The sequence below is a fragment of the Nocardia sp. NPDC001965 genome, assembly GCF_053594175.1.
This window is the reverse complement of the sequence record NZ_JBSFDZ010000004.1, coordinates 79,821-94,651: the sequence shown is the minus strand read 5'-3', so window position 1 is coordinate 94,651 and position 14,831 is coordinate 79,821. Positions and strand designations below refer to the sequence as shown.

The following is a 14,831-nucleotide window of genomic DNA, read 5'->3' as shown; positions in this document are numbered from 1 at the left end:
CGTGCTGGTTCAGCTGAGGTTGTCGATGAAGTCGAACAGCTCGCGGTCGTCCGCGGTGTCGAGGTTTTCTGCGGTGTCGGCGTCCGGATCGAACTCCCCCGGGGCGGTGCCCTCGAGTTCGCGCAACAGCGCGGACAGCCGGTTCACCAGGCCGGTCCGGTCGGCGGGTGCCAGATCGGCCGCCGCGCAACTGTCCGCCAGCGCCTCGATCTCGGCCGTGATCCGCGCTACCGGATCCTCGACCGGGGCGATCTCCCGGCGGAGATGACCCGCCAGCGCCGCCGGTGTCGGATAGTCGAACATGGCGGTCGCGGGCAACTGGGTACCGACCGCGGTGCGCAACCGGTTACGGAACTCCATCACCCCGAGCGAATCGAACCCGATCTCGCTGAACGGTTGATCGGGTGCGGTCGCGTCCGCGCTGCTGTGCCCGAGCACGGCCGCCGCCTGGACCCGGATCACCTCGAGGATGATCCGTTCCTGTTCCGCGGGCGGGCGCCCGGCCAGCTGTGCCGCGAGATCCGGCGACTCCGCGGTGCGCTCGGTCGCGCGTCGCCGTGCCGGGCGGATGAGCCCGCGCATCACGGCCCGCACGTCGGCGCGATCCTGTTCGGCGAGTGCGTCGCGGTCGATCCGCACCGCGGCGAATACCGCGTCACCGCCCGCGAGCGCCGCGTCGAACATCGCCGTACCCTCGGCGGGCCCCACCGGCACCAGACCTTCCCGGCGCAGCCGCGCGAGATCGGCCGCGCCGAGCGCCGCGGTCATTCCACTGCCCTGCTGCCAGGGGCCCCACACCAGCGAGGTCGCGGGCAGACCCAGCAGCTGCCGGTGCCGGGCCAGCGCGTCGAGGAACATATTCGCCGCGGCGTAGTTCGCCTGCCCCGGATTGCCGATCACTCCGGCGATCGAGGAGTAGAGCACGAAGGCCGACAGATCCAGATCCGCGGTGGCCTCGTGCAGATTCCACGCCGCGTCGACCTTCGGCCGCAGCACCGTCGCGAACTGTTCCGGTGTCATACCGGTGAGCAGGCCGTCGGCCAGCACGCCCGCGGCATGCACCACGGCGGTCAGCGGATGCGCCGCCGGTATCGCGGCCAGGACCGCCTCCAGGGCGGCCCGGTCGGCCGCGTCGCAGGCCACCACTTCCACCTCCGCGCCGAGCGCGGACAGTTCGGCGGTGAGCTCGGCGGCGCCCGGCGTGTCCGGACCGCGCCGGCCCGCCAGGATCAGCCTGCGGGCCCCGTACGCGGTGACCAGATGCCGGGCGGCGATCGCGCCCAGACTACCGGTGCCGCCGGTGATCAGCACCGTGCCGCCGGGCCGCAACGGCACGGGAACGGTGAGCACGTTCTTACCGATATGCCGGGCCTGACCGAGATATCGGTAAGCCTCCGGGGCCTGCCGCAGATCCCATGCGGTGGTGCGGGCCGGCGCCAGCGATCCGGCCTCGAAGAGTGCGACGAGCGCGGTGAGGATCTCGCCGAGCCGGGCCGGGCCGACCTCCATCAACATGAAGCTGTGGTAGTCCACGCCGGGATGTTCGGCTGCCACGATGTCGGGGTCGCGGCGGTCGAGCATGCCCATCTCCACGAACCGCCCGCCGCGCGGCAGCAGCCGCAGCGAAGCGTCCACGAATTCGCCGGCCAGCGAGTCGAGCACGATATCGGCCCCGCGTCCGCCGGTCGCCGCCAGGAACTCGGTTTCGAAATCGAGCGTGCGCGAATCGCCGATCGCCCAATCGTCGAAACCGAGCTCGCGTAGCACCTCCCATTTGGGCGTGCTGGCCGTGACCAGCGTCCGCAGTCCCAGATGCCGGGCCAGCTGGATCGCCGCCAGGCCGACACCGCCGGTCGCCGCGTGCAACAGCAGCGTCTCCCCGGGCCGGGCCGCGGCCAGATCCACCAGACCGTAATAGGCGGTGGCGTAGACGATCGGCACCGCCGCCGCCTGTGCGAACGACCAGCCGCGCGGTATCCGCGCGAGCAACCGCTGATCGGTCACGGCGACCGAGCCGACCCCGGGGATCAGCCCGAACACCCGGTCACCCGGCGCGAAGCCGGTGACATCGGCGGCGACCTCGAGCACGACACCCGCGCCCTCGCCGCCGATCCGGCCGTGCGGGTCGGGATAGGTACTCAGCGCGATGAGGACATCGCGGAAGTTCAGCCCGACCGCGCGCATCCCGATCCGGACCTGGCCGGGCGCCAGCGGTGCCGGTGCCTCGGAGTCGTGGATGATCCGGAAGTTCTCCGCCGCCAATGTGCCCTTGTCGCGCAGGGTGAGTGCCCAGGGCCGGGTCTCGGCCGGTGCGACGGCGAATTCCGCCGCGCCCGCGCGCCGGATCCGCGGTACGTAGGCCGTCGCGCCGCGCAGGGCGAGCTGGGGTTCGCCGGTGTGCGCGACGGCCACGGCCACCCCGGACCGGTATTCGGTCCGATCGTCCAGATCGACCAGCAGGATCCGGTCCGGGTGCTCGCTCTGCGCGGTCCGCAGCAGACCCCAGCCGGCCGCCGCGGCCGGATCGACCGCTTCACCCGGGTGCACGCCCACCGCCCGTTCCGTCACCGCCACGACCGCACGGTCGCCGGCCAGCAACCGCCGAATGCGCGCGCCCAGTTCGACCACCGATTCGAGGACCACCGCCGGCAGGTCCGAACTGCCCCGGTCCACCGGCTCGAAGCGCAGTACCGTCACCTCTCGGCCGCCGACGGTGACGTTCTCGCCGTCGGGCACGACAGTCCAGACCCCGGTCTCCGGACTCGCGGCCGCCGCCGGGAGTTCGAGCCAGGCGAATTCGTAACCCGTCCCTTCGGCCGGGCGCCGGGCGGCACCCAGAGCATCGGTGGCCAGCGGACGGAGAGTCAGCGCGCCGATCTCGGCCACGACCAGACCCGCCGGATCGGCCAGTGTCAGCGCGACCCGGTCCCCGTCCGCGGCACCGGCGGAGGTGGCCCGGATCCGCAGTGTGGCGGCCCCCGTCGCGTACAGCGCGACGTTCTCCCAGACGAACGGGACCACGACCGCACCGTCCCCGGCGGCGGGCGCCAGACCGCCGCGCAGTACCGAATGCAGCGCCGCGTCCAGCAGCGCCGGATGCACCCCGAAATCGGCATGTTCGGCGCGCACCGGTTCCGGTAGCGCGACCTCGGCGAACACCTCCGCGCCGCGCCGCCACAGTGCGGTCAGGCCGCGGAAGGCCGGCCCGTACCCGTAACCCTGCTCGGCCAGCTCGGTGTAGGTGTCCTCGACAGTGACCGCTGTCGCGCCCGACGGTGGCCAGTTCGCCAGGTCCGCGTCGAACGCACCCGCCGCCGGCGCGGCGGTGATCGTGCCGGTAGCGTGCCGGATCCATTCGGCCGGATCCGTGCCGGCCCCGGCGGATTCGTTCTCGGCTCCGGCTTGCGAATACACCGAGACCGTGCGGGTCCCGCCCTCGCCCGGACCGGACGCAACCACCCGCAACGTCACCGCCCCGGTCTCCGGAATCGGCAGCGGCGCTTCGATCACCAGCTCCGCCAGTCGCGGGCAGTCGACCGCGGCACCCACGTGCAACGCCATCTCCACCAGCGCCGCCCCGGGCAGCAGTGCCACCCCGGCGACCGCATGATCGGCCAGCCACGGATGTCCGGAGCGGGTCAACCGCCCGGTGAACACCACTTCGGCGGAATCCGGCAGCCGGATCATCGCGCCCAGCAGCGGATGACCCGGATCGGTCATACCCGCCTGCCGGACATCGGGCACCGCGGCCGTCCGCGCCCAGTAGCGCTGACGCTGGAAGGCGTAGGTCGGCAGGTCCACCCGATGAGCGGGCAGTTCACCGAACAGCGGCGTCCAGTCCACCCCGAGCCCACCGATATGCGCCCACGCCAGCGCCGCGACGAACTGTGACACCTCGGAGCCACTGCGCCGCGCGCTCGCGACGACCGTCGACCGGGCCTCGATATCCGGGGTCTCGGCCAGCGTCTGCCGGGTCATGGCCGTCAGCACCGCGTCGGGCCCGAGTTCGACGAACCGGCGCGCACCGGCCGCGACCGCGGCGTCGATCCCGGGCGCGAACCGGACACAGCCACGGATCTGGTCGGCCCAGTACTGGGGTTCACGCAGTTCGCCGGCGGCCACGGCCGCAGTCAGATTCGACACGATCGGCAGCAGCGGTTCCCGGAAGGCGATATCCGCCGCCACCGCCCGGAACTCGTCGAGCACCGGTTCCATCAGTACCGAATGGAAGGCGTGGCTCACCCGCAGCCGGGAGGTCTTCACCCCGGCCGCGGCGAATTCGGCTTCGATCTCCTCGATTCCGGATACCGCGCCGGACAGCACCACCGCGGCCGGCCCGTTCACCGCGGCCACCGACACCTGTGCGCCGTAACCGGCGATCGCCGCGTGCGCGGCCGCCTCGGTCACCGCGACCGCGAGCATCGCCCCGCCTTCGGGCAGCGCCCCCATGAGCCGGCCCCGGGCCGCCACCAGCGCACAGGCGTCCGGCAGCGACCAGATACCGGCCACACAGGCGGCCGCGAGCTCGCCGATACTGTGGCCGATCAGCAGATCCGGTGCGACACCGCAGGATTCCAGCAACCGGAACATCGCGATCTCGTACGCGAACAGCGCGGGCTGGGTGAACTCCGTCCGATCCAGCACCCCACCGGGATCGCCGAACATCACCTCTTTCAACGACTGCGTAGCCGGCGGTGCCGCAGGGTCCGGACCGTCGTGGCCCGCGCTCGCCGGTCCACCCGCTCGCTGCGGCCCGGAACCGGACCACAGCAACGAATCGAATATCGCGCACACCTCGTCCAGTGCCGCCGCGAACACCGGGAACGCCGCATAGAGTTCACGACCCATCCCCACCCGCTGCGCACCCTGACCGGTGAACAGGAACGCCGTCTGCCCGGGCACCGCCGAGCCCTGGATCGTCCCCGGCGCCCCGGCCGCCACCTCGGCCAGTCCGGCGATCAGTTCGTCGCGATCGGCTCCGACGACCACTGCCCGCCGTTCGAGCAGCGCGCGCGATCCGGCCAGCGTCCGCGCCACTGCCCGGATATCGGCATCGGGGCGGGCGGCCACCCAGGCCCGCAGGCGTTCGGCCTGCGCCCGCAGCGCCGTATCCGATTTCGCCGAGAGCACCCACGGCACGACAGTCGGGCCGGGCTGTCCGGGCCGCGCCGCCGACCCGGGGATCCCCGGCACCGCGGCGGGCTCCGCAACCCCGGGCGCCCCGGCGCCACCGGGGATTGCGGCCGGGAGCGCGGCGACCACCGGCGCCTCCTCGAGGATCACATGCGCGTTGGTCCCGCTGATACCGAACGACGAGACACCGGCCCGGCGCACCCGCCCGTTCGCCGGCCACGGCCGCGCTTCGGTCAGCAACCGGACCTCCCCGGCCGACCAATCCACGTGCGGGCTCGGCTCGTCCGCGTGCAGGGTCCGGGGCAGGAGCTCGTGCCGCAGTGCCTGCACCATCTTGATCACCCCGCCCACACCCGAAGCGGCCTGGGTGTGACCGATATTCGATTTGAGCGCGCCCAGCCGCAGCGGTTCGCCCGCGCGATCGTGTCCGTAAGCGGCCAGCAGTGCATGGGCTTCGATCGGATCGCCCAGAGCGGTGCCGGTCCCGTGCGCTTCCACGACATCGATATCGGCCGACCGGACCCCGGCGTTCGCCAGCGCCGCCGCGATCACCCGCTCCTGGGAGGGACCGTTCGGCGCGGTCAAGCCGTTGCTGGCACCGTCCTGGTTGATCGCGCTGCCCCGCACCACGGCCAGCACCTCGTGGCCGAGCCGCCGGGCGTCGGACAGACGTTCCACCACCAGCACCGCCGCGCCCTCGGACCAGGCCACCCCGTCGGCGGCCGCCGAGAAGGATTTGCAGCGCCCGTCCCGGGCCAGTCCGCGCTGCCGGGAGAACTCCTGGAACACCATCGGTGTGGCCATCACCGTCGCACCGCCCACCAGCGCCAGCGAGCTCTCCCCCTGGCGCAGCGCCCGGCAGGCCAGATGCAGCGCGACCAGGGAGGACGAACAGGCGGTGTCCACGGTGATCGCGGGCCCTTCCAGACCCAGCGCGTAGGCCACCCGGCCCGACACCACACTGCCCACCGCGCCGGTGACCACATATCCCTCGACCTCGGGTCCGGCCTGGCGGGTCACGGTCTCGTAGTCCTGATACATCACGCCGGTGTAGACACCGGTATCGCTGCCGCGCAGCGAGGTCGGGTCGATACCGGCGTGTTCGATCGCCTCCCACGACACCTCGAGCAACAGTCGCTGCTGCGGATCCATCGCCGCCGCCTCGCGCGGACCGATCCCGAAGAATCCGGCGTCGAAATCGGCTGCGTCGTACAGGAATCCGCCGCGCCGCGCGTACACGGTCCCGGGCTTGTCCGGGTCCGGATCGAACAGTCGTTCCAGATCCCAGCCGCGGTCGGCCGGAAATTCACCCGTCGCGTCCGTGCCCGCGGCCACCAGATCCCACAGATCCGCCGCCGAACCCACCCCGCCCGGGAACCGGCACGCCATACCCACGATCGCGATGGGCTCGTCCACCGGTACCGGCCGCGCTGTATCAGGAGTTTTCGCCGGGGTACCGGTGGTCGCGGGTGGCGCCACCCGGTCCAGGACCAGCCGCGTCACGGCGGCGGGCGTCGGATGATCGAACACCAGGGTGGAGGGCAGCCGCACACCGGTGGCCTCGGCCAGCCGGTTCCGGAACTCCACGCCGCCCAGCGAATCGAATCCGATCTCGTCGAACCGCTGTTCGGGCCCGATATCGGCGGCCGACGCGTGCCCGAGCACCGCGGCCGCCTGCGCGAGCACCACCTCCAGGACAGCCGCCGACCGCCGGGCCGGGGGCAACCCGGTCAGCCGGTCCCCCAATGCGCCGGTCGCCGCGCCGGACCGGGCGCCGCGCACCGCGGGGCGCAGATAGCCGCGTAACACCACCGGGACCGCGGCCGGGTCCGACTCCCGCCGAAGAGTATCCGGGTCGAATGCGAGCGGGACCAGTCGTGCTTCCGGCCGACCGACAGCCAGGTCGAACAACCGGAGGCCCGCGGCCACGTCGAGCTGTTCCAGCCCCATCCGGCGCCACCGCGCCGTCGCGACGCTATCCAGCGCACCGGTCATGCCGCTGCCCTGATCCCAGGGCCCCCACGCGAGCGCCACCCCCGCCGACCCGGCCGCTCGGCGCCGCTGTGCCAGCGCGTCGAGGAAACCGTTGGCCGCGGCGTAATTACCCTGTCCCGCCGAGCCGATCAGCCCGGCCACCGAGGAGAACACCACGAACGCCGAGACCGGCCGGTCCCGAGTCGCCTCGGCCAGATTCCAGGCGCCGTCGACCTTGGGCGCCAAAACCTGGTCCACCTGCGCTCCGGTGAGTGTGCCGACGGTTCCGTCCGCCAGTACACCGGCCGTGTGGACGATCGCCAAGGGTTGTCCGGGATCGATTCCGGCCACGAGATCGCCCACCGCGGCGGGTTCGGTGACATCGCAGGCGACCACGCGCGCCCGGGCTCCCGCCTGTTCCAGTTCGTCCACCAGTTCGGCGGCCCCGTCCGCCGCCGGTCCCCGGCGTGAGGTGAGCACCAACCGGCGTACACCGTGCGCGGCCACCAGATGGCGGGCGAACAACGCGCCCAGGCCCCCGGTACCGCCTGTGATCAGCACTGTGGCATCCGCGAAGGAAACCCGCTCCGCCGCCGCGGGTCCGACCCGGGTCAGCCGCGGGACCGAGATCTGCGCTCCGCGCACCGCGACCTGTGGTTCGCCGCTGCCCAATACCGCCCGGATCCGCTCGGCATCCACCGGATCGCCGGGCGCCTCGTCGACGAGCACGAATCGGCCCGGATTCTCCGACTGTGCCGAACGCACCAGTCCGCGGACCGCGGCGGCCGCGAGATCCGGATCCTCTCCCGGCAGGCCCGCACCGCCCGTGGTGACGACCACCAGCCGGCTCCCGGCCACGGCTCCTTCGGCCGGCCAGGACCGGAGTACCGCGAGCGCCGCGTGCACTCGGGCCCGCACTCGTTCCGGTTCACCGGACCACCGGCGGTCCGCCGGATCGGCGTCCCGCCACACCACCACCTCCGGGATATCCCCCGCGGCGGCGAGAGCGGCCACCGTCGGCCGGCTCGTCTCGATACCGGAAACGGTCGTATCCCCGAGCACCGCGGCCGATACCGGTGCGGCCGCCACGGCGGCGACCGGCGCCCAGGTCGTCTCGTACAGATCGGCCGTACCGGTCGCGGCGCCGAGCGTCTCGAGGGTGACCGGTCGGAAGGTCACGGTGGCGGCCGTGGCCACCGGCGCGTTCTGCGCGTCCAGCAGGGTCAGCGCGATACGCCGCTCACCGGCCGCGGCTGCGGTCACCGTCAGCCGGACCCGCGCCGACGCGGCACCGGCCCGGTGCAACTCGACCGTGTCCCACGAATACGGCACCAGGATCTGGCCCGGCTCCGCGAGTTCGACAGCGCCGCCGAGGAGCAGGGCGTGCAACGCCGCGTCCAGCAGCGCCGGGTGCACACCGAACCGGGCCGCGGACTGCTGTGCCGGACCGGGTAGCGCCACCTCTGCGAATATTTCGTCGCCGCGCCGCCACAGCGAGGTCAGCCCGCGGAACTGCGGCCCGTAACCGTAACCGTGCCCGGCGAGTTCGGCGTACCCGTCCGCGAGCGACACCGACTGCGCGTCCGCCGGTGGCCAGCTCTCCGGGAATGCCGCCGGTTCGTGTGTCGCGGCCGCCGCGACCAGTGTTCCCGTCGCGTGGCGGACCCAGTCCGCGGGCGCGGACCCGCCGGTGCGCTGTGGCCGGGAATGCACCGATACCGCCCGCGCGCCGCGGGCATCGGGTTCGCCGGCCAGCACCCGCAGTTCCACCGCGTCCTGCGCCGGAAGCGCGAGTGGCGCGGTGACCACCAGATCGGCCAGTCGCGGACTACCGGTCAGCGCACCCAGATGCAGCGCCCAGTCGACGAACGCGGTTCCCGGCACCAGCACGGCATCGCCGATCACATGATCGGCCAGCCACGGCTGCGCCGAGAGCGACAGCCGGCCGGTCAGGACCACGCCGGCGGAATCGGGCAGCCAGACCGCCGCACCCAGCAGCGGGTGCCCGGCCTCGTCGAGACCCGCGGCCACCACATCACCGGAACCGTCGGGGGTCAGCCAATACCGCCGGTGTTCGAACGCGTAGGTGGGCAACGGTGTCCGCCCCGGCGCCGCCCCCGGGAACAGCGGCCGCCAATCGACCGCCACCCCCGCGGTGTGCAACCGCGTCAGCGCCGTCACGAACTGGCCCACCTCATCGGCCGACCGACGGGCAGCCGCCGTCACCGCGACCTCCGATTCGGCGTCGGACCGTTCCGCCAGTGTGCCGCGCACCATCGCCGCGAGGACCGCGTCGGGGCCCACTTCGACGAAGCGGCGTACCCCCTGGGTCAGCGCGGTCGCCACCCCGGGCGCGAAACGGACGCAGCCGCGCACCTGACGCACCCAGTACTCGGGGTCGGTCACCGCCTCGCCCACCGGTTCCCCGGTCAGGTTCGACACGATCGGCAGCTGCGGCTGCCGGTAGGTCACCGCCGCGGCCACCGCGCGGAACTCGTTCAGCATCGGATCCATCCGCGCCGAATGGAACGCGTGACTCACCCGCAGCCGGTTGGTCCGCACGCCCGCGTCGGTCAGTTCGCGTTCGATCTCCGCGATCGCCTCGGCATCACCGGACAGCACCGTCGAGGCCGGATCGTTGATCGCGGCCACCCCGACCCGGTCGGCCCGGACGCCGATGGCGGCCACCGCGTCCGCCTCGCCGAGAGCGGTCGCGAGCATGGCACCGCCCGCGGGCAGCGCCCCCATCAACCGGCCGCGTGCCGCCACCAGCGCACACGCGTCCGGCAGCGACCACACCCCCGCCACATACGCCGCGGCGAGTTCACCGATGGAGTGCCCGAGCAGCAGATCCGGTGTCACGCCGAACGATTCGAGCAGCCGGAACAGTGCGACCTCGAACGCGAAGAGGGCAGGTTGGGTGAATTCCGTCCGGTTCAGCACACCGTCCGGGTCGGTGAACACGAGTTCGCGCAACGAGAGGCCGAGCAGCGGATCGAACGCGGCGCAGAGCTCGTCCCAGGCGGTCGCGAACACCGGGAAGGCGCGGTACAGGTCCGCACCCATCCCGGCACGCTGGGCGCCCTGCCCGGTGAAGAGGAAAGCGGTCCCGCCGGAAACGGTCTGTCCTGCCACGATCCCGGCCGGATCCGACCCCGCGGCGAAATCGGCCAGCAGCGCGACGAGTTGTTCCCGGTCGGCACCGGCGACCCCGGCCCGATGGGAGAATCCGGCCCGCGTCTCGATCAGGGCCCGCGCGACGGCGGCCGGATCGGCGCCGGGCCGCTCGATCAGCCACTGCCGCAGCCGCCCGGCCTGCGCCCGCAGCGCCGCCGGAGATTTCGCCGAGATCAGCAACGGTAGTTTCCCGGGGGTGTCCTCGGGGGCGACATCGACGGTCACGGCCGGTTCGACCGGCGCCTCCTCGAGGATCACATGCGCATTGGTGCCGCTGATCCCGAACGACGAGATTCCCGCGCGCCGGACCCGCGCCGACATCGGCCACGGTTCGGCCTCGGTCAGCAACCGCACCGACCCGGCCGACCAGTCCACATGCGGGGTCGGCGCATCCACGTGCAGCGTGCGTGGCAGGGTCTCGTGCCGCAGTGCGGCCACCATCTTGATCACGCCGCCGATACCGGCCGCCGCGACGGCGTGCCCGATATTCGATTTCAGCGAACCGATCCGCAACGGTTCGGCGCGCTCGGATCCGTAGGCGGCGATCAGGGCCTGCGCCTCGATCGGATCACCCAGCGTCGTCCCCGTCCCGTGCGCCTCCACCGCGTCCACATCCGCGGGCCGCAGCCCCGCATCGGCCAGCGCCGCCGCGATCACCCGCTCCTGCGACGGGCCGTTGGGCGCGGTCAGACCGTTGCTCGCCCCGTCCTGGTTCACCGCGGCACCCCGGATCACGGCCAGCACCTCGTGCCCGCGGCTGCGCGCCTCCGACAACCGTTCGAGCACCAGCACCCCGACGCCCTCGGACCACGCGACACCGTCGGCGGCCGCCGCGAACGCCTTGCAGCGGCCGTCCGGCGCCAGTCCGCGCTGCCGGGAGAAATCCACGAACAGGCTCGGGCTCGCCGAAACGCTCACCCCACCCGCCAACGCCAGCGAGGTCTCGCCCCGCCGCAGTGCCTGACACGCCAGGTGCAGCGCGACCAGCGACGACGAGCACGCGGTATCCACGGTGACCGCGGGACCTTCCAGCCCGAATACGTAGGCGACCCGGCCGGATATCACGCTGTGCGAGGTCCCGGTGAGCCGGAAGCCCTCGTATTCGCCGGTCACACCGCGCCGGTAACCCGAGGAGGACGCACCGACATAGACACCCGCGTCGGTACCGCGCAGGACGGCCGGATCGATACCGGCGTCCTCGAGTGCCTCCCAGGACGCCTCCAGCATCAGCCGCTGCTGTGGATCCATCGCGGCCGCCTCGCGGGGGCCGATACCGAAGAATCCCGCATCGAAATCCGCTGCACCGGTGAGGAATCCGCCTGCCCGGGTGTACACCGTGCCGGGCCGGTCCGGGTCCGGATCGAACAGCCGATCCAGCTCCCAGCCCCGGTCGGTCGGAAACGGGGTGATCGCGTCACGGCCCGCGGCGAGCAGTTCCCACAGATCCTCGGCCGAGGACACCCCGCCGGGGAAGCGGCAGCCGATACCGACGATGGCGATCGGTTCCTCCGACCGCACCCGGGCCGGAACCCGGCTCACGGCCGGGGCCGCGCCTTCCAGCCGAGCGCGCAGCAACCGGGCCACCGCCAGCGGGGTCGGCCGGTCGAAGATCAAGGTCGCGGGCAGGGTCAGCCCGGTCGCCGCGACCAACCGGTTGCGCAGTTGCTGCCCGGTCAGCGAATCGAATCCGAACGCGGTGAAGGGCCGGTCGGGGTGGATCTCACCGGCGGAGTCGTGGCCGAGTACCGCGGCTGCCTCCCGCGCGACGATCCCCAGCAGCAGCGGTTCACGCTCCCGTTCGGTGGCGGCGGACAGCCGGGCCGCGAGTGGGCTGTCCGGTACCGGCGCGGTCTCGTCCTCGGCCGGTATGCCCGGATCCTGTTCCGCCGCATCGATATCCGCGACCGCGGACAACGCCGGCTGCGGTAGCGCCGTGATCGCGGGCGTCCAGCACCGGCGCCGCTGGAAGGCGTAGACCGGCAGGTCCACCCGATCGAATGCCCGGGTTTCCGGCACCGGCACCACATCGAACCCCGCGCAGTACGCCTGCGCCACCGCCGTCGCGAACTGCGCGGATCCGCCCTGGTCACGGCGCAGCGTCCCCAGTACCGCGACCCGGTCGGCCCGGCCCGCCGTATCCGCGCCCAGTTCGATCGCCGGTACCAGCACCGGATGGGGGCTGATCTCGACGAACGCGTTCATATCCGCCGCCAGCAACGCATCGATCGCCGCGGCGAACCGCACCTCCTCGCGCAACCCCCGGTACCAATACCCCGCGTCCAGGGCCGCGGTGTCCAGGAATTCCGCGGTCACGGTCGAGAAGAACGGCACCGTCCCGGTTCCGGGACGTACCGGGGCCAGATCGGCCAGGACCCGGTCCCGGATCTGTTCGACCGCCGCCGAATGCGACGCGTAATCCACCGGAATCCTTCTGGCCCACACGCCTTCGGCGGCACAACCGTCGAGGAATTCGCCGAGCGCGTCCGCCGCACCGGAGACCACGGTCTGTCCCGGACCGTTGACCGCCGCCACCGACAGCCGGCCGCCGAAGGCCGCCAGCCGTCGCGCCACCTCGGGCGCCGACGACCCGACCGAGGCCATCCCGCCCGAACCCGCCAGCACCTCCGCGACGGCCCGGGAACGCAGCGCCACCACCCGGGCTCCATCGGCCAGGGACAGACCACCCGCTACGACCGCCGCCGCGATCTCGCCCTGCGAATGACCGACGACGGCCGCGGGATGCACCCCGGCGGCCTGCCACATCCGGGCCAGCGATACCAGCATCGCGAACAGGGCCGGTTGCACGACCTCCACCCGTTCCAGCGATGCCGCGCCCGGAGCACCGCGCAACACCTCGGTCAGCGACCAGTCGACGTAGGGTGCCAGCGCCGTTTCGCATTCCGCGATCGCCGCGGCGAACACCGCGCTCGACGCCAGCAGCCCGGCGCCCATGCCCAGCCACTGGCTGCCCTGCCCGGGGAAGACGAAGACCGCGCGCCGCTCGGCGGCACGGCCGGTGACCACGGCGTCGGTACCGGATTCGGCCGCGGGCTCGAGCAGTGCGGCCAGACCGGCACTCATCCGGGTGCTGTCGGACCCCACCACTGCCGCCCGCCACTCCAGCGGAGTGCGGGTGTACCACAGCGATTTCGCGATATCGGTCGCGTCGAGCTCCGTGCTCCCGGCCAGCCGTTCCCGCAACCGCGCCGCCTGGTCTCGCAGCGCGGCCGGGGTATGACCGGACAGCACCCAGGTCACCGGTGGTTCATCGGCCGTGTCTGCCCGGTGCTGCGCGGCGGGCACCGTGGCGGGGGCCTCCTGCAGGACCAGATGCGCATTCGTCCCACCCATACCGAAGGACGACACCCCCGCACGCCGCGGCGCACCGGCTCCGGCGCCCGCGACGGACCATTCCTCGGCGTCGGTCGGGACCCGTAACCCGAGTTCCGCCAATGGGATCCGCGGATTCGGCGATACGAAGTTCAGGCTTGGTGCGAGCTCCCGGTGCCGCAGGCACAGGGCGGTTTTGATCAGTCCGGCGATTCCGGCGGCGCTGTCCAGATGGCCGATATTGGTTTTCACCGAGCCGACCCGCAGCCGGGCGGTCTCGCCGCGCCCGGTCCCGTAGATCTGCCCGAGCGCCGCCGCCTCGACCGGATCGCCTGCGGGTGTTCCGGTGCCGTGCAGTTCGACGTAGTCCACGGTCGCCGGGGCTACCGCGGCGGCCGCGAGCGCGTCCCGCAGGACCGCCACCTGCGCGGTCGTACTCGGGGCGCTGAGTACCCGCCGCTCGTTCCCGCTGTTGACCGCGCTGCCGCGGATCACCGCATAGACCCGGTCGCCGTCTGCGACGGCGCGGGCCAGCGGTTTGAGCACCACCATGCCGCCGCCCTCGCCGCGGACGGTGCCGTCGGCGCGGCTGTCGAAGGTGAAGCATCGGCCCGACGGCGAATGGGCGCCGAACTGTTCGTAGCGCGCGCCGCTCAACGGCGACAGGATGAGATTTATCCCGCCCGCCAGCGCGACCGCGGATTCGCCGCTGCGCAGCGACTCACAGGCCAGATGCACCGCGACCAGGGACGAGGACTGGCCGCTGTCCACGACGAGACTCGGACCGGTGAATCCGTAATGGTTGGAGATGCGGTTGGCCGTCACGCCCCGCCCGACCCCGGGCAGCGAATAGCGGCCGATCGCCGCGACCCCCTGCGCGGCCACCAGCTCCGCGAAATCGGTACCCGATCCGGCCAGGAACACCCCGACCCGGCCGCCGTCGCGGTCCCGGTATCCCGCGTCTTCCAGTGCCTCCCAGCTCAGTTCGAGACCGAGCAGCTGCTGTGGGTCGATCGCACGCGCCTCGTTGGGCGATACCCCGAAGAATCCGGCGTCGAATTCCGAAGCCGATTCGAGGAAACCGGCCGTTTCACCCAGACCCGCGCGATCGGCGGGCGCCGCACCGATGGCGTCGCGCCCTTCGCGCAGCAGCCGCCAGAACGCGTCCAGATCGGCGGCGCCGGGCATCCGGCACGACATACCGACAATGGCGATCT

The 14,831-nt window shown here is 72.4% G+C and carries 1 pseudogene; it reads right to left on the bottom strand.

Annotated elements, in window-relative coordinates:
• Positions 1-9: 9 nt before the first annotated feature.
• Positions 10-14,823, bottom strand: a pseudogene (locus ACWCPQ_RS08840) (SDR family NAD(P)-dependent oxidoreductase); the annotation flags it as partial.
• Between the last annotated feature and the right edge of the window lie 8 nt (positions 14,824-14,831).